Consider the following 19,754-nt stretch of genomic DNA (forward strand, 5'->3'; position numbering starts at 1 on the left):
TTTGATTACTAATCATAAAAAACTTTATTCAGTTTCATTCAACAAACCAAAATAAACGGACCGCATAATGATGTTTGTACATTGATCAGAAAAATTTTCACTTATTTTCTTACTATTATCACTAAACATTTTATATAATGTCTTATCGTTTTTTAACTCAAAAACGGCTTCTATTATTGGTTCTACCCCACCATTTAAGTCAAATAAAAAACCATTGATTTGAGGTTGGACAATGGTTCTATGTCCTCTGTTGTTAGAAACCACTGCAGGTAATCCTAAATACATCGCTTCTAAAACAAACATTCCCAATCCTTCTCTTATACTTGATGCTACTGCTATATCACAAACTGAAATAATTAGATTCAAATCATTTCGGTAACCCATTAAATAAACTATGTCTTCTAGGTTTTTATTTTTGACGATCTCCATAAGTTTATCGTGATTTTCACCTTGTCCTACTAGAAGGAGTTTAATTTTATTATCAATCTTACTAATTTTTTCCATCATATTAATCAAAATTATTTGATTTTTATTATTATTTAATTCTGCACCATAAACAAGTAAAAAATCTGAGTTGGAAAATCCAAAATCTTTTTTTTCAGCCTTCTCTAAATTCGAAAATTGCTTTATATCAATTCCAATTCCAGGAATTTGGATATTTTTTTTTGCATTAAGCTTTTTCTCAGACAAATTAAAATCTTCAGAGTTTATAGTTAGTAAAACATTGGTTTTGTACGATAATAATTTTTCAATCGGAAAAAAAATAATCCAATTTTTCTTAGGAGATTTTTTATAAAAATGGAATCCATGTGCAGTATATATAACTTTTTGATTTTTCTTTTTTACCAATCTGCCAATCACGCCACCTACGGGAGACTGACAGTGAATTATATCGAAATTTTCTATTGAATTTATACGTTTAACATGATTATATGATTTCAAATTTCCAAATGAAAATGGTGATCTTTTAAAACCAATATCATATGTTTTAATACCTCGATGATTTAGTTCACACATAAATTTTTTTGCTTCAGCTATAGAAATTGATCCTGGCTCCGAAAAATTTGAAATTATAGTAATACTACAACCCAAATCAATTAAAATATTAATATTATTCATATTGAACTGTTTTATCATTGAAGCGACTGATGCTATTAAAGCAACTTTCTTCATCACTAATTCCCCTAATTTTCTTTTTCGTAAACTAGATTCCCAAATGCCTTATTGGTTAGCCTCCCAATTTTTCCTGGTAAATATCCCAATAACCGAATAAACCAATTCATCCATGAGAATAGATATATATTTTTCCCGCTCTTCCTTGCAATGTCTCTGACCATATGACTAGTCCTGACATATTCATTATCCTGAGGCAAAAAAATCCCACTATCCTGAAAATCTATTCGTTCCTTTACAAATTTGCAAAGATTGTCAATATATAACATTGAACGCTCATTTTTAATGTTTGGAAATGCCGGCAGTTTATTGGCAAGTTTTACTAATTGTTGATAATTTCCCTTACTCTTCTCACCATAAATCATTGGAGGTCGAAGAATAGCAATATGAAAATTAGCTGCTTCTATAGAATGTAATCTAATTTCAGCCTGTAACTTACTATCGCCATAAAAATTAGAAGGATTAGGTTTTGTTTCTGAAGTAATGATACGTTTTTTATTAATATTAGTCTCTTCACCATAAATAATAATTGAACTCATGTAAATGAATTGTCCAATTTTACCAGATAGATCATTTTTATATTTTTGTGCTGTTTCAATCGCGAGGTCTGTATTTACTTGATAATAAAGTTGTCTCTGTTCTTCACTAATCTTTGAAACATCTGCATGTGCAATTCCAGCTACATGAAATATCGAATCGTACTTTGAAAAATCAGCATTTTTCCAAGAATTACCACGCATATTTATAGTATCAATTTGATAATCATCATCAAATTGTTGCATATATTTCTCAAAAGACGTTCCAATATAACTGTTTTCTCCAGTAATTAAAATACGCTTCATTCTTTCTCACCCTCATTTTTTACGGCACTAGGACCACCTTCGACTACCCCAGCACTTTTAAATACAGCTCTAATAGTTCCAAAAAAGCACTTAATATCCATAATAATCGAAATATGTTGTGAATATCTACCGTCTAGTTTTGCTTTTATAGGTATTTCTAGCTCATCTCTTCCATTAATTTGAGCAAGTCCCGTTAATCCAGGACGAATATCATTTGCTCTATATTTATCCCGCTCCTCAATTAAATCATATTGATTCCATAATGCAGGACGAGGTCCGATAACTGCCATATCTCCTTTTATAATATTAAACAACTGTGGGAGCTCATCTAAACTAGTTCTGCGCAAGAACTTTCCAACTCTTGTAATAAAATAATCAGGATTTTCCAATAAATGCGTAGGCATTTCCTTTGGTGTGTCAATTCTCATTGTTCGAAACTTGTAGATGTCAAAATGAGTTTTATTTTTACCAACACGCTTCTGGCAAAAAATAATAGGCCCTTTTGTATCTAGCTTAATCGCTAAACAAAGTACTAATAGTAATGGTGATAAAATAATAATTCCTAATAAGGATATCAAAAAATCAATACATCTTTTTAGATAGAGCTTATACATTGCTAACTTCCCGTCTCTATTTATTTGAAGCATTCGCAAATTTTACGACTTCTTTTGCTAATACTTCATCGTTTTTTGGTAAATGTTCTATAAAATTCATTACCTCATTAAAAGAAAATCCATGAATGTTTCCGACAAAAATTTTCTCGAAAACCTCTTCATCATTGCGTTCTTTATCTAATAATAATTCTTCATATAATTTTTCCCCAGGACGAATACCTGATTCTACAATATCAATTTCATCTTCTGCATATCCACTAAGTCGGACCATATTTTTAGCTAAGTCGACAATTTTGACCGGATCACTCATATCTAAAACAAAGATTTCTCCACCTTTGGCCAAAGCCCCCGATTGGATAACTAATCGACTTGCTTCTGGAATCGTCATAAAATAGCGAGTCATCCGAAAATCAGTAACTGTAATCGGGCCGCCTTTGGCAATTTGTTCGCGAAAAACAGGAATCACACTTCCACGAGATCCCAAAACATTTCCAAAACGAACTGCAGAAAATTTGGTATTTTCAGGTTCATTTAAACTTGTAACAATCATTTCTGCTATTCGTTTTGTTGATCCCATTACATTAGGCGGATTATTGGCTTTGTCAGTTGAAATCATCACAAAATTTTTCACCTTATTAGCTTTAGCTGCTTCGGCTACATTTTTTGTGCCGAAGACATTATTTTTGACGGCTTCCCGCGGGTTATATTCCATTAAAGGTACGTGTTTATGTGCTGCAGCATGATAGACAATATCCGGATTATACTGATTCATTAGCTCAAAAATCTTATCTCGATCTTGAATATCGGCGATGATAGGAACAAAATTAGTAATCTTACCGTCATATGTAGTCTGTAATTCGCGATGAATCTGGTAAATTGAATTTTCACCATGACCTAACAATAGTAGCTGCTTCGGATTGAATTTGGTCACTTGGCGACAAATCTCAGAACCAATCGAACCTCCCGCCCCAGTCACTAAGATTACTCTTCCGGTCAATTGATCTTTGATTGATTCAATATCTAGCTTAACTTCTTCTCGACCTAAAAGGTCGACAACATCAATTTCTTTTAGACGATTGATACTTATCTTCCCAGAAGCTAATTCCTCCATTGAAGGCATTGTATTAACCTTAACTTTCGTATCTGCTAATTGAGCAATAATCGCTTGTAGTCTATTACTTGGTAAAGAAGGTATAGCAATCGTTACCATATCAATCTGATATTCTTCAATAAGTTTCGGTAATTCTTCAACAGAACCCAGGACCTTTTTACCTGATAAGTATGTCTTTTGCTTATTAGGATCATCATCAACAAACCCAACCACTTCGATTGACCCAGATGTTGGCGAATCAACTAAACTATTAAATAGAATCCGTCCACCCTCACCAGCTCCAATAATTAATGTGCGATGAATAACCCCAGAACAATCTTTTTGATAGCTATTTCGTCGTTGAATCAGTAAGCGCCAGATCAACCGACTAGCAATAATCAGACACAAACTTAAAACATACGCTAATAATTCGAAACGGCGACTGTAACGACCTTCCCAAAAAAAAGAAACGATTATTAAGCTCACAATGAATTGACTAGTTACGGCAAAAAATATCGCAGACATCTCTCTTAAATTTGTATAACGATTGATCCGAGTAAAAACATTAAAAATGATTCCAAAGAGCAAATAAAATCCAATCGACAAAATAACTGTTGTAAGAACAAAATTGGGCGCAATCTTTACATACGGCTGCATAAAAAGATATGCGCTTAGACAGGCTAGTGTAATTAAGATTATATCTACTATAACGATAATAATAATTTTTCTTTTTCTTGTTAATGCAAACAAAAACGGCTCCCCCTAAACAACACACGTTTTTCTTAACTTCTTTATACCGAGGAAAAGTTAGTCAAGCCTCATAACTTTTTTTGCTTCAATAGTTTGTTAGGTAAATTTATCCTTCTTACTATTTAAAAAAATTGAACTTTCGCTCTCGAATCTCTGTAAACTGTGGTTTTTTAACTGCATCCCCATTGACCAAATCTTTGGCCATTTGCATCATTTCATCCACTTTTGATTGCCCATATTCTTTTCGAATTATTTCACAAGCTTCTTTCAGATAGAAGCCCCTTTGTCGAAGATTATGAGCATCCGAGGCTACCATATACAACATATTATTTTTTAACATTTGCTTCGCTGTTTTTTGAATTTCTTTCCCAAATACCCCCACGATACTTGGTGCAGTCAACTGCGTGAGAACCCCCATTTCTAAGAATGGGATCAGCTCATTAGGATCTTTACGAAAAACAGCGTTTCGTTCTGGATGAACGATTACAGGTGTATGTCCTTGGCTTAGCAACTGAAAGAATAATTGTTCCGTATAAGCAGGTACTTCTCCTGTTGGAAATTCAAGTAATATGTACGTGTCATCAAGATCGGTAAACAGGATATCACCTTTGGCAATGTCTTCTAAAAGTGTCCCTGTAATCCGAACTTCTTGACCTTCTAATAAAGTGAGATTCAAGTTGCGCTGATCCAACTCTTGTTGTAATCGCGCAACTTGTTCAATGACTTGATTCGCTGGATTTGAGTATTTCCCATTGTTATGATGGGGGGTGCACATTAGATGCGTGATGCCTTGACTGATTGCTTTTTCAGCCATCGCAAGACTATCATCTAAAGTGCGAGCTCCATCATCCACTCCGGGTAAAATATGACAATGTAAATCAATCATCTGCTCACCTTCTTAGTTTTATTCTTAATTATCGGTGCCGTAATAATAATAACCTTGATCATTTTCATCAGTGCTACCATTGAACACTGCCCCTAAGACATTGGCATTCACCATTGATAGCAACTCTCGTGCCTTTTGTAAGGAATCTTTCCGTGTAACATTCTCCCGTACAACCAGCAGCGTTCCGTCCGCTTTAGAAGCCATAATCTGTGCATCCGTCACAGCTACAATTGGTGGCATGTCAAAAATAATAAAGTCATATGTGCCTCGCAACTCATTGATCAACTGATCCATTCTAGTAGAGCCGAGTAATTCAGACGGGTTCGGCGCTTTAGGACCACTAGTCATTACATAAAGATTAGGTACCACACTTCGTTGAACGGCTTCTTTAACACTCATATCTGAACTTAAGACATTACTTAATCCCACATTATTAGCTAATTGAAAAGTCTTATGGACAGTAGACTTTCGCATATCTGCATCTACTAATAAGACGCTCTGACCTGAATTTGCAAAAACAACTGCTAAGTTAGCTGATGTTGTTGATTTGCCTTCGCCCGGTCCGGAAGATGTAACTACTAACGTTTTGATTTGACGGTCAGCAGAGGAAGCAAATTGAATATTCGTTCGAACCGTGCGATATCTTTCTGATACAGGAGAAGATTTATCTACCAATGTAATTAGACTAACTGCTTCAGGTATGTCTGATCGTTTCTTTCTTTCTTTCTTACTCATAAGTGCCTCCTAAACCCGATTACGGCGGCGACGTTCAACGTTGGTTGACGGTTCTGCCGCTTTTCTATTAGATGCTTTTCGATTAATTGTTGAGATTGGTTCACGACGAAGCTTAGCGTTTAATTCCTTTTGTGTCATCGCTGGAACATTTCCTAGAATGGTCAAACCAAATTCATCCGTCAATGTACGGCTCTCTTTAACTGTTCGATCCAGTAGTTCAAGGACTATCGCTAAAAGTACGCCCAACATCAGACCAAGTAGCAAGCCCACTGCTAATGTTAATTTTTTATTTGGAAATACCGGTTGATTACCTGCTACAGCTTTAGAAATAATCGAGATACGATCAACATTTAAGACATCTTTAGCGTTTTCTTTAAAAATTTCAGCTGTAACATTTGAAATGTTCGCAGCCGCTCTTGGACTTGTGCTAGTAGCAATAATCGAAAACATTTGTGAATTTTGATTTTGTTCGACTTGGATGGCCTCTTTCAAACCACCTGCACTCATTTTAATCCCATAATCAGCATTTAATTTATCAGCAACTTCATTTGTTACTAAGTCACCGGTAATAATGTCTTTATACGTATTGATCATCTGCAAGTTCGTATTCACATCATTTGCATTAGTTGTTTCTGTTTGGGGCAACGTTACGACCAATTGGGCCTGCGAACTATATTTTGGTGTTAAAATGAAAAAAGCAAGCAACCCCGCAATTAAAACACCTACAAGGCCTCCTACTACAATCAATCCTAATCGTTTCCTCAGTAGTTCAAATAATTGTTTGATACTAATTGTCTCTTCCATAAACTCCTCAACTTCCTAATTTACTTTAATAATCTGATTCAAACTCCCTAACGATAGCAGAAACAGTATATCAAAAAAATACAATCTTCAAACAAGGTGTTAAAAAATATGTATTCTTTTTTTGACGCATTAAGTAAAGAAAAAGAACGATTCCCAAAAAAAATGTGTTTTATTATTAGTGATATAATCTTTGTCATAATGATAGTTAAAATCAAAATACTCTTACAAATCGTTTGTATCTTTTGACTAAGCAATCCTTGATTAGTTATTCACTATCTATGGTTTTATTATGATTTCAAAAATTAGAAAAATAGTTTTACCGTTACCATTATAGTTGAAACACCTTGTTATATCAATGTTTTTTTTAACTATCCTTCTTTTTACAATTCCAATGTCTTTTTCATGGAATATAAAAAAACGATTGGCACTTCTCCCAAAAACTCTATTAGTCCGTTATTTTTTATTGTTTTCATTACATTATTATTAATTTCTTCAAAAAACAAAAAAAACAATTGTTTGATCCTTCCGATAATCAATTTATTTAACTAGTAAATTATTTTTATTAATAATTAGAGCAATTTATCTTAAAAAGATTGATAAAATGACTGTCTATTAAATCCCCTCATTTTAAGAATAAAAAATATTCTAGACATTTTTTCTTAAACTAATAAATAAACCGACACTTTAGGTTAGGTATGTACCTAACTTAAAGTGTCGGTTTTCAGTTCAGTTCTACTCTCTATTTACTCTTATGTCTTTTGATTAGATAGAAAGCTGCTGCCAGAACAACTATGAAGCCACCAATAATAAGGAGCAGAGAATTTCTTTCCACACCAGTCTTCGGATAGAACCCTTGTTTCGGTGTATGTGGTTTCTTGGGTGAAGCTGGCTTATTTGGTTTATTGGGTGTTTTTGGTATTGTTTTGTTTTCAGCTTTTACTTGTACTTGCTCTGGCTTGCCTTTCGCTGATTCGGAAATGGTAAACTTAACAAGTTTTTGAGTTAACTGATAGCCGGTTGGTGCTTTGGTTTCCTTGAAGAAATATTTACCTGGCGCTAAATCGGCCACTGCTATTTTTCCTTCTTCGTTTGTCTTCAAGGTTTCCTTGATGACTTTTTTATTTTCATCAAGGAGCTGGAAATCAGCGTTGGCTAAGTGTTTACTTGCGTCATCCGCATCGACTTTAGTTAATTGGACTTGTCCTCGATAGTTGATTACTGGATCGACGAATTGCACAAGACTTGGTTGGCCCAACGCTGATTCTGGAATTTCAAAATAAACTTTGGCTGTGTTTCGTACATAGCTAGTTGGCGCTTTGCTCTCTTGGAAATAATATTTCCCAGGGGCGAGCTTCGTTGCGGTGACAATTCCTTCATCGTCTGAACGAATTGTTTTACCAACTTGCTTGTTTGTTTTACGATCGAAGACTTTGAATTCCGCACCTTCCAAAGGAGTTTCCTCGGCATTTTGCTTGATCAGCTTGGCAGTACCTTGATAATTGATAAAATTATCGTTTGCCGTAACGACGACTGGCTGACCTTCCGCTGAAGCATTAATTGTAAAATTGATTGGCGTTTGATTGATGATATAGCCGTTTGGCGCGGTTTTCTCGATCAATTGATAGTCACCCGGTTTTAGATCTTTCATTGTCAGTACGCCGGTTGCGTTAGTAGTTCCGGTTTTGATGACCTCGTCAGACCCTTTTTTGAATAGTTCAAACGCCGCTCCTTCAAGTTTATTGCCATCAACATCTTTTTTGATCAGTCGCACGGAGCCTTGGTAGTTAACTAGAGAAACGTCAATTCCCTGCTTCCCTTCCTCAGAAGACTGAGCAATCGTAAATGGTACGGTCGCGGTATTCAATAAGTAGCCTTCTGGTGCTGAAATCTCTTTAAATTCATAATCGCCAGGCGATAGATTTTCTACAAATACTTCGCCATCACCATTTGATTTGATTGGGTCGCCAACACGGTTTCCATCTTTATTAAGAACTTCAAATTCTGCCCCTTCTAAAGGATTGCCGTCCGCATCTTGTTTGTTCAATGTCGCAGAGCCTTGATAGTTGATAAAGCCATCAGCTGCTGTGACGACGTCAGGTTTTCCTTTCGCTGAAGCATCGATCGTAAATTCGATTGGTGTTTCATTAATGATATAACCATCTGGTGCCGTTTTTTCAATCAATTCATAGTCCCCTGGTGCTAGCCCCTTCATTGTCAGCACGCCGTCTTCGCCTGTAGTTCCTGTTTGGATGACCTCATCCGAGCCTTTTCGGAATAATTCAAACACTGCTCCAGCTAATTTGTTGCCTTTGACATTTTGCTTGGTCAATTTGACAGATCCTTGGTAGTTTACAAAAGTATCAGCGATCGTAATGTCTTGTTTTCCATCTTCAGAAGAAGCAGCAATCGTAAACGGTACGGTCGTGGTATTCAACAAGTAGCCATCTGGTGCCGTTTTTTCTTTAAATTCATACTCACCAGGGGCTAGATTTTCAGCCACCACTTCCCCTTTGTCATTGGACTCAATTAGACCAATCGGTTCGCCATCATTATCAAAGACTTCAAATTCCGCCCCCTCAAGAGGATTACCATCCGCATCTTGCTTGATCAGCTTAGCCGTCCCTTGATAATTGATAAAGTTATCGTCCGCTGTGACAACGGCTGGCTGGCCTTCCGCTGAAGCATTAATTGTAAATTCGATCGGTGTTTTATTGACGATATAGCCTTTCGGCGCGGTTTTCTCGATCAATTGATAATCACCGGGCGCCAGTTCGGTCAAGGTCAGCTCGCCTAGTCGATCAGTGGTTCCTTGTTGAATGACCTGATCCGAGTCTTTTTGGAATAATTCAAACTCCGCACCTTCCAGTCTCGTACCGTCAGCATTCTTCTTCGTTAATTCAACAGAGCCTTTGTAATTAATGAACGGATCGTTGATCGTGATGTCTTGTTTGCCATCTTTAGAAGACGCCGCGATCGTAAATGGTACCGGTGTAGTGTTTAGTACATAACCAGCTGGTGCCGTGATTTCTTTAAAGGCGTAATCACCGGGCTCTAAGTTGGTTATCTTGACTTTCCCTTCATTAGTCGAACTGATTGGATTGCCAATTGGTGTCTCTTGATCAGCTTCATCGCCTTCACCTTTTTGGATTTTCACCACTTGAAACGCCGCTCCTGCTAAAGGATCGCCATTGGCTTTTTCCTTAGTCAACTCTGCGGAGCCTTGATAGTTAATGAAATTGCTATCAGCCACAACCACATCTGGCTCGTCTTTTGCTGAAGAGTTGATTGTAAAGGTGACTGGTGTTTCATTGACGATATAGCCAGACGGCGCGGTTTTCTCGATCAATTCATAATCTCCTGGTGCTAGACCGGTTAAACTCAAAATACCCTCTCCGTCGGTGGTTCCTTCTTGGATAGCCTCCGTAGAACCCGCTTTGAATAATTCAAACTCGGCACCGGCTAATTTATCCCCTTTGACATTTTGCTTAGTTAATTTGACTGAGCCTTGGTAGTTCACAAAAGAATCGTTGATCGTAATGTCTTGTTTGCCATCTTCAGAAGAAGTAGCAATCGTAAACGGTACAGTCGTGGTATTTAATAAGTAACCCGCTGGTGCAGTAATTTCCTTAAATTCATACTCGCCAGGGGCTAGATTTTCTGCTAGCACCTCACCGTTATCATTTGATTTGATTGGGTCACCGACACGTTCTCCATCTTCATCGAGGACTTCAAATTCCGCCCCCTTCAAAGGATCACCAGCTTTATTTTGCTTGATCAACTTGGCGGAGCCTTGATAATTGATAAAGTTGTCATTCGCTATGACGACAGCTGGTTGACCTTCCGTCGAAGCTGCGATCGTAAATTCAATCGGAGTTTTATTGACGATATAGCCAGCCGGCGCAAATACTTCTTCTAGTTTATACTTACCCGGAGCTAAGCCTGCTAAAGTCATGACCCCATTGGCATCGGTCGTTCCTCGTTTGAAGGCTTCTGTTTCTCCCGCTTTGAATAGATCAAATTCAGCTTTAGCCAGTCGTTGTCCATCGACACCTCGTTTGATCAGTTGAACGGTTCCTTTATAATTATCAAACGGCTGTCCATTATTCGCTTGAACAATTTTGGGTTCTCCCGCGGCGTGATCAGAAATCGTAAATGGAATTTTTTGCGTATTGATGACAAAACCTTCTGGTGCTGTTTCTTCTATTAAATAGTAGTTTCCTGGAGCCAAGTTTTTTACGGTTACAAGACCGTCCTTATCTGATCTTACTGCGTTGCCGACTTGATCGCCTTTTTCATCTTGGACAATGAAGGTCGCGCCTTCCAGTCCTTGATCAGCTTCACTGCGATCAAAGGCGACTTTTTTCAGTTGGACAGAACCTTTGTAGTTGATAAAGTTTTCCCCATCATTCGCTTTGACTTGTTCTGGCTCTCCGTTGGCTTTAGTTGCGATTTCAAATGGTACTGGATCGGTATTGATTAGATAGCCCGCGGGTGCCTGTTCTTCTATAAATGCATACTTACCAGGAGCTAAGCCATTGGCGATTACTTCACCGTCAGGATTACTGATAATCGTATCGCCGACTTTGTTTCCTGCTTCGTCAATAACTTTGAATTCCGCATTGGCCAGTTCTTCATTTGAAATATCAGTCTTCGTTAAGATCGCAGAACCTTTGTAGTTGATAAAATCAGCGCCATTATTTGCCTTTACCTGTTCCGGCTTACCTGCAGCTTTTTCTGGGATTGTAAAATCAATCTCTGTCTGATTCAACAGATAGCCAGTTGGCGCTTTGACTTCTACGAATTTATAGTCTCCTGGTGCCAGATTTTCAACTGTGACATAGCCATCAGAATCAGAATCAATAACCTCGCCGACCGGATCACCGTTCTTATCTTCTACTTGGAATTCGGCACCCTGTAATGGTTCTTTATTTGCATTCGTTTTGCGGAACCGGGCAGAACCTTGGTAATTGATAAAATTATCACTGGCGACCACGACAGTTGGCTGACCTTCATTAGAAGCTTCAATCGAAAAATCGACTGGCGTCGTATTCATCAAGTAGCCGTCTGGTGCACGGGTTTCAACAAATTGATAATCACCAGGGGCGAGACCTTCGACAGTCACCTCACCTTTATCATTGGTGGTCAACTTATTCCCAACTGATGATCCGCCCTTTTCACGAACCTCGAAATTTGCGCCGGCCAATAATTTTCCTGATTCAGCTTTTTTAATTAGTTTGGCTGATCCTTGATCGTTCTCAAACTCACCCAGGTCTACAGTAGCTGGTTCGCCACTTTGCGGATAAATCGTAAATGGATGTTTCGTCGTATCTCGAATGTAGCCGGTCGGTGCCGTAACTTCTTGTATGAAATAGTCACCGGCGCTCAGACCCTTCGCATAAAACGAACCATCATTAGCTGTTTCAATTAAGCTTTGCGATTTTCCAGCTTTATCAGTCGTACTGATTGCCTTTTCGTCGGGATCATCGGCTTTGAAAATCTTATATTCCGCACCGCCGAGACCTTTGTCAGAACGATTGACTTTCTTCCCTTCAATAGAGGATTGATAGTTGGTTAATGTGAAATCAATCCCGCTGGTCTGATCGCCTGTCACGACGAAGTAAATCGGCTGACCGCTAACAAGATAGCCTGGAGAAGTACTTGTTTCGACTAATTTGTAACAACCGTCTTCCAAAGCCAACGTACTTAAATCAATGCTTCCATTTCCATCAGGATGAATATCCTCCTTAACTAGCTTCCCGGTACTAGTACCATCATCAACATACAATGAGAAGGTAACTTTTGAAAGATCTAGCCTACTTGGATTTTCACCATCTGTTTTCTTCAATTCAATCTCTTTAGTAAAGTTATGGAAATCACCAGCATCGACAACATAAGCGCCATCCTCGATCCTATTAAGATGATTCTGTTCATCTGTCATCGGCATTGTTGTTGGTACTCGTTCTGGAATGACAAAAGTCAATGGGAAGGTATTCAATAGGTAGCCACTTGGCGCCTTGGTTTCCTTCACATAATAAGTTCCTGGAGCTAAGTCGGTAAATTCGGCGATCCCGTCTGCGCCAGTTATGGTTTTGACCGTTGTCGGATCTTGGAATTCAGGATCCCGATACAAGGTAAATTCAGCGCCTTGGATGTCGATCATCTTAGACTCATCATCAATGTCGTTTCCGATCTTATGGAGACGGATCGTTCCACGATAGTTCACCACATCATCCGAAAGTTTGACAGTCGCTGGCTGGTTTTCACTTGTAGCTGGAATCGTAAAGTCTAGCGCTTCGCCTGACATGATATAGTTGCCGCTGGTGCCTTTATTGGGTGCCTTGGTCTCAACAAAGCGATAATCGCCGGGAGCTAGACCAGATACACTGACAATTCCATCATTATTGGAAGTAGCGGTTTTTCCAGGGACATCTGCGCCTTGTGCGTCAACAACTTTAAATTTCGCACCGACTAACGGATTGTCATCGCTGTCGGTTTTCGTCAACTGAGCAGAACCTTGATAATTGATAAAGTGATCACTGACCGTCACGACTGACGGCTGATCCTCTGCATCCTTTGGTACTGTCACATCAACAGTCGCGGTATTCAATAGATAACCGTTTGGCGCTGTGATTTCTTTGAAAGTATAGGTTCCTGGTGCTAAATTATTAAACTGCACTTCTCCTTGAGCATTGCTTGTGACATTATCACCAACTGGGTGGCCAGCTTGATCCAGCAGCTGGAACTCGGCACCTGCTAAGCGTTGATTGCTCGCGTTGGTCTTGATCAATCTAACTGATCCTTGATAATTTTTGAAAGTGTTCGCGATTTCCACTACTTGAGGTTGACCCTCAGCGGAGTTCGGGATCGTAAATGAAACGATCCGATCGTTGATCAAATAGTTCGCCGGTGCCTGCGTTTCCTTCATGGTGTAACGGCCGGGCGCTAATTTACTGATGGTTACTTTCCCAGCTTGATCGGAATCGCCGCTGCCAGCTTTGGTACCACTACTATCATAGACAGTAAAGGTCGCACCTTTTAATGGCTGATCGTTTGGACCAACTTTCATCAATTCCACTGAACCAAGATAGTTGCGTAAAGTTAATTTTTCACCGGGAACCGTATCGCTATTCGTCGTAACGACAGTTGGTTTTCCAGCCGCATTATTAGGAATGGTAAATTTGATTTTTTGCGTATTGATCAAATAGTCGCCGCCATTAGATACCTCTTGAAAATAATAATTCCCTGGCGCCAAGTTTTTGATCGTTACATTTCCGTCGGAGTCAGAGTCGATGCCATCGGCTGGGCTAACTTTTTGCGGTGAAGCCGTATCGGTATAAACATCAAAATTAGCATCAACTAATTTACTAAAGGCATTGTCGGCAGTGTTTTCCGCTTCTTTATAAAGCTGCGCGCTACCTTGATAATTGACATTGGCATCGCCACTGATTGGAATCTCTAAAATTTCAGGCGCACCTTCCGCTTGATTTTGTACAACGAAAGGAATTTCTAAGGTATTCAGCAAATAGCCTTGCGGTGCTGTTTTTTCCACAAATTTGTAGCTACCGGGTGGCAGTTGGTAGGCCCAGACATAGCCGTCGGAAGCATCAGAAGTAAATAAGCCGTCGCTATCTGCTCCATTGACTGGATTGGTTACTGGCTGCCATTGGTCATTTATATTTTGCTGTAATTGGTATTTGGCGCCGCCTAACGCCTCGCCAGCAGCATCGATTTTTTGGAAACGAGCCCTTTCCTTATAATTTTGGAAGGGGGTCTGCTCGTCCACGACTAATTTCTGATCGGCAGAATCGATCGTGACCGCATCCGCGTCATCAGTTCCAGTCGTCGGTGTCGTGAAACGGACGACTTGACTATTAATCAGGTAGCCGGTGGGGGCTTGTGTCTCCTTAAAGCTGTAAGTCGTACCTGGTGCTAAGCCAGCGAAAACAAAATACCCATCTGCGTCAGAAGTAACGACTCCCCCAATCGCTGTTTGCCCCGTTGCGTCATATAACTGGAATTTTGCTCCTGCTAAAGGTGTCACAGTTTGATTGTTTGAATAATCATTTCCATCAATTTTTTTGAAGCGAGCGATTCCTTGATAATCGACCAGGGCATTGCCGTCATTCAATTGGATCGTCGCCGGTGCTTGATCGCTAGCGGAGATTGGATCAATCACAAAGTCAAATTCCTTACTATTTAAATAGTAGTTCGTTGGCGCGGTACGCTCTTTGACCTTATACTTGCCTGGCGGTAAATTATCTAGCTTCAATTGGCCGTCACTATTCGTCACATACTCACTTTGAGTACCAAAATCAGTATAGTTATCTGAATTTGAATCTGCTCGCTGAACATTAAATTGGGCACCGGCTAGATTTGTTCCAGCTTCAGTTGTCTTTCTCAACAACGCGGAGCCTTGATAATCCTTCAGCTGCAGCACACCACTAGTCACTTGCTGACCATTTACGAAGACGCCACGGGTATTGTTGTCGTTTTGTTTGACTTCAAAATCAATCAACGTTTGATTGATCTGATACCCGTCTGGTGCGATTACTTCTTGGATGCGATATTGTCCATCGCCTAATCCTGAAAGGTCTACTCCTTGATTGGTTGGTGTCAGTGTTCTCAGTAACGTGTAATTCGGCTCGTCACTCGTTCCACTATTTTGAAAGAGGCTAAACAGTCCACCAGCAATAGTTTTCCCATTGACATCAGTTTTATTAAATTGAACTTTAATCTGTTCATTTTCGATTGGTGTCGTTGGTGGATTACTGCTAGTATTGACCGTCACTTTCTTTCCTGCTAATAACTCTGGCGAGATCGTGTAGCCGTTAGGCGCCTCGATTTCTTTAACCGTATATTCGTAAGCTGAGCTAGTGCCGATCAAATTTCCGAAGGTTGCCATTCCTTGGCTATCCGTAGTTGTTTGATAAAGTACATCGGTTTTGCCCGTCTTAATATTTTTCCGAATCAATTGCAGAACTGCTCCTGGAACGATTGCGTCGTTTTTATCGACTTTTTGCAGTAGGATTTTCCCCTTTGTCCCGTATGCTGTACCGCTAGAGTCTTGAATCGTTACGTTTATACTTTTTTGCGTGTCTTTACCAGGCAGTTCTTTTCCTTCACTTGAGATCGTGGCATCATTGGTTACTGTCTCGGTTCTTGAAGTAAAGCTCGGCTCGGTTGAGTAAACTAAAACATACGGCTTCTCAATCACCCCGGTTAGAAATCCACTTGGATTATTTGGATCAGGTTTTTCCTGAATCCCTGACATATCAACTGAAAAGCTTTGTTGTCCAGTCGCAGGATCGGTTGTTACCTTGATCTGGTATTGATCAGCTGGTACTAATTGATCTGGTTGGACTGTCGTTGAACTGCCGGAGCCAGCATATTTTCCGGTATACAGCTTGAAGCTTTCTTGTAATATTTGATTGGAACTTGGCGTATCTTCAACTTTGACGTTTGCTAATAACGATTGGTTGGGATTGATATTCAATGTCCAATCGATCAAACCGGTCTGAGTGTTATAATTTCCTTCCTTAATCGCTGATTGTCCACCAAAAGCGATTGAGACAGAGGCAGGCAATTGCTGCTGAACCCCTGCAATCTCCGTCGTTGCAGTATTGGCGTATTCTGACTGGTTATAAACAATCTTATCTTTCAGAGAAGTCTTAAACTGAATTTGAAAGACCAACGGGACCCCCGTTACATTCCAGCCAGGAATGTAATTTCCATCATCACCTACTTGCAGTTCAAGTGTACCTTGCGCGTCCTCTCCCGTCGGAACGGGATCAGTTACCGTCAAATAGTTTTTACCGACTTGATTGCCGCTATAATTCGCGTCCGTTGTCGCTACAAAATTCCCACTGCTATTAATCGTTCCCCGTGTCACCGTCAGTGAATCCGGCTCATAGACTTGATTTCCTGTAATTGGGTCCTTCACGTTAAAGAGAGAGACACCTGCATTATTGTAGTTAGTTACGATCGTCCAAGTAATTTCCTTGGTAACTGGATTGTAGCTACCGGATTTCATCCCTTGATTCGCTTCTTGGGTGGTGGTCTTAAAATCCGCCGTGTAAGATGACGTATAAGGTGTGTCGTTATTCGTGAAATCTACAGACATGCTATTTTGATAATCGACGCTTGTATTCGGATTGGGTACATTGTTTTCACTGAATTGATTGTAGCCAATATAATATTCCATCTGGAACTGGTGACTCGTCTTAGCGTAACTATTTTGGAATTTCACTGTGAAATCTTTGTAACCTACCCCTTGTCCCACAGTATGAACTTGGACCAAATAATCGGCTCCATTTACATCTCCAGTAGAAATAATCGGCGTTCCATCGGGGGCAAGTATTTGGAAGGCCCCCGCTAACACTTTATTGCCGGCCGAAACATCGCGAATGATTACACCGCCGTCGTTGTCAGTAGGATTTTTCACTTTGAAAGGAACCGTTAAATACCCATCTTGCGAATGCTTCATGATATCCGTAAATACCGTGTTATCCATTTCGTATTTATTCTTATTGATGTCAATCAAATAACGGGCTGTTTTTGAACCAACATCGATCGTCGGCTTATTCTTGATAATTACCTGCTGGGTAGGCTTAGTACTGGTTATTGGTGTTGGAGGTAAATTATTTGTCTGGGCTTGATTGGTTACGGTCACAGCGCTATTGTTATTTACGATTGCATTAACTTTCGTTTTGTATTCAATATTGATCGCTTTTCCTACTTGGACATTATTTTTAAAAGTAACTGTGAAAGGATTGGTCGCCGTATTGATCGTATAATCACTCGGATTCAAAGGTACACCATTGACTGCTGTGCCGTTGCTGCTGAAATTCACCGTATAAATTTTAAAGCTATTTGGATCGAGAGTCATATTTGATGAATACGTATCTGAAACAACGGTATCGTTCGCCAACTCCTTTTGACCATAGTTGTAGCGAATAACCCATGAATAAATTTGATTGATTCGATCATAGCCAGTCTGAGCTTTCTCTAAGGCCTTTTTATAATTCAATGTAACAGAAGCAGAAGCGTTCACGTTGATTGTTCCAGATTTTAAATTGACATTGTTGGTAGCCGTCAACTGGCCACCATTGTTTGGTTTAACTGAATCTTTGATGGTGGTTACATAAACGATTCGATAGGCACTGTCCAAAGGAGTATTGAATTGAATCGAACCGTTGTCGGCCACACTATACTGACTGGAATCTACCGGTGTTGGGCTCGTTCCTACAACATTGCCGTTAAAGTCCACATTCAATGGATATACGGTGACAGATCCGGTTTCATTCTTATCAAAGGTGACCTGACTTGGGAAATTCTCAGTAATCAAAGGATTGGTTAAATCAGCAAAGTTTTTATTAAAATCTACATTCCAAATAACTTTGTTAGGATTATTCGCAACATCCGTATGTCCTGATTTGTCGATGGCTGTTCCACCAGTTGGTTTGATCTTAACCGTCAGCGGAGGAATATTCGTTTTACTTGGATAAATGATTGTCGTTTTTCCCGGTTGACCGATTTTCTGTTGATCAAATTTGACGGTCGCATCAACTGAACCATTTTCTGGCGGAAAAAATTCTTCACCCTCTTGCTGCGTGAAGGTGATCCGTAACTTTTGAGTCGCCGCGTCAAAAATATAAGTCCCATAAATTGTTCCATCATCATCAACTAAATTCCCCTTCGGAGATGGGTTCGTAATAGTCAAGCCCTCAGGAAAATCCATTTCATAATAATCTCCAGGAACCATTTCAGTTCTAACTGCATCTGGAATATTAAAATCTAAATTAAAATTCACATCTGAATTGATCGTTGGCGGGTTGGGATTAAAGTTCAGGTCGATGTTCTTAACAAAATTATCGCCTGGAGCAAATTGGGTAAATAAATCATCGATTGGTTTCGGCTGTCTTGCTTCTTCGGCTTGCGGCTTAATTGTGATTTCTTTTTTTTGCGAACTTGAAGCTTTTTTGTCATCCGTAGATTCAACAGACGTTTCCGTTGATTCCTTTTCGCTGCTTGAGCTGGTTTTCTCTGTTGATTCATTGGAAGAAGAGGTCTTTTCCGAGCTTGTTTGTGTTGATTCTTCGCTTTTCTGAGTAGTTGCTGTTTCACTAGTAGTGGAAGATGCTGATTCCGCTAGGTCAGGCAACGATAATTGAAAGATTTTTTGTTTTTCTTGATAAAAGTCTACTGTTTGATCTGGACCGCGGGTGATCGTCCCTAATAAAATCATCCGAAAACGATTTTCTCCCTTTGCCAGTTTGTTGAAATTCAAGGTCAGTTTGTTGCGATCACCTGATTCATCAACAGAATATTTTCCGATTGTTTCCTTCTGATCGTTCAAAATAATTTTTTTATCATCATTGATCTTTGAGAGCGTAAAAGCTTTCGTCATTTCAAAGCTGATCGGCTGTGTATTTTCCGCTGAACTAGTTATTTTTCCCATCAGCGTCAACTCAGCAGAATCCTTTTCTACTTGTTTGTTTTTAAGTTCACTAGCCTTATCAAACTCCAACTGATTAGTAATCTCGACCGGTTTCTCTGATTCCGAGGTTTTCTCCGAAACCGGTGCAGACTCTGTCGACACCGTACTCTGAGGGTCCTTTGCAACCGTTTCAACTGTGCTATTTCCATTGACTGGCACAAAGTTACTCGTAGTGTCAACCGCTGTAGCTGTTAACGGTGCGGCAAAATTTCCAACGAGAGTCAGTAACATAGCGATATTTACCCATTTTTTCATACAATCCCAACTTTCATTTAGCGTAAATATTTCGTACTTTTTTGGTAAAAACTATAAGTTTATTATCTTATGATTAATTTACCTTTACAAATAATACGGCTTAAAAATA

Annotated in this window: 8 protein-coding genes; all 8 read right to left on the minus strand. The window is 39.3% G+C overall.

The features are described from left to right. Window positions 1-24: 24 nt before the first annotated feature. The 8 genes from IGI54_RS09960 to IGI54_RS09995 all read right to left on the minus strand — a co-directional run bounded on the left by IGI54_RS09960 (window position 25) and on the right by IGI54_RS09995 (window position 19,645). Entirely contained in the window at window positions 25-1,173 is a 1,149-nt protein-coding gene (locus tag IGI54_RS09960; RefSeq protein WP_430620598.1) for a glycosyltransferase, read from the minus strand. An 11-nt stretch (window positions 1,174-1,184) separates the two neighbouring features. Further along, complete coding sequence (locus tag IGI54_RS09965) at window positions 1,185-2,015, minus strand: NAD-dependent epimerase/dehydratase family protein (protein WP_430620599.1); 831 nt, start codon at window positions 2,013-2,015, stop codon at window positions 1,185-1,187. Continuing rightward, window positions 2,012-2,629 carry a sugar transferase gene (locus IGI54_RS09970; protein ID WP_430620600.1) on the minus strand — a complete coding sequence of 206 codons (618 nt, stop codon included), beginning with the start codon at window positions 2,627-2,629 and terminating at the stop codon, window positions 2,012-2,014. The genes IGI54_RS09965 and IGI54_RS09970 overlap by 4 nt, the downstream gene beginning before the upstream one ends. A gap of 16 nt (window positions 2,630-2,645) precedes the next feature. Then, on the minus strand, window positions 2,646-4,469 hold the full coding sequence (locus tag IGI54_RS09975; protein WP_430620601.1) for a polysaccharide biosynthesis protein: 1,824 nt from the start codon (window positions 4,467-4,469) through the stop codon (window positions 2,646-2,648). 118 nt (window positions 4,470-4,587) lie between these two features. Continuing rightward, on the minus strand, window positions 4,588-5,355 hold the full coding sequence (locus IGI54_RS09980; RefSeq protein WP_430620602.1) for a tyrosine-protein phosphatase: 768 nt from the start codon (window positions 5,353-5,355) through the stop codon (window positions 4,588-4,590). Between the two features lie 24 nt (window positions 5,356-5,379). Beyond that, window positions 5,380-6,090: a CpsD/CapB family tyrosine-protein kinase gene (locus IGI54_RS09985; protein WP_430620603.1), complete on the minus strand. Its 711-nt coding sequence runs from the start codon at window positions 6,088-6,090 to the stop codon at window positions 5,380-5,382. A 9-nt stretch (window positions 6,091-6,099) separates the two neighbouring features. Further along, window positions 6,100-6,894: a YveK family protein gene (locus IGI54_RS09990; RefSeq protein WP_430620604.1), complete on the minus strand. Its 795-nt coding sequence runs from the start codon at window positions 6,892-6,894 to the stop codon at window positions 6,100-6,102. 739 nt (window positions 6,895-7,633) lie between these two features. Continuing rightward, a complete protein-coding gene (locus IGI54_RS09995) occupies window positions 7,634-19,645 on the minus strand; it encodes a SpaA isopeptide-forming pilin-related protein (RefSeq protein ID WP_430620605.1) in 12,012 nt (4,003 codons plus the stop codon). Window positions 19,646-19,754: the final 109 nt, after the last annotated feature.

The sequence above is a fragment of the Enterococcus sp. DIV0800 genome (assembly GCF_050559735.1).
Lineage (GTDB): Bacteria > Bacillota > Bacilli > Lactobacillales > Enterococcaceae > Enterococcus_A > Enterococcus_A devriesei.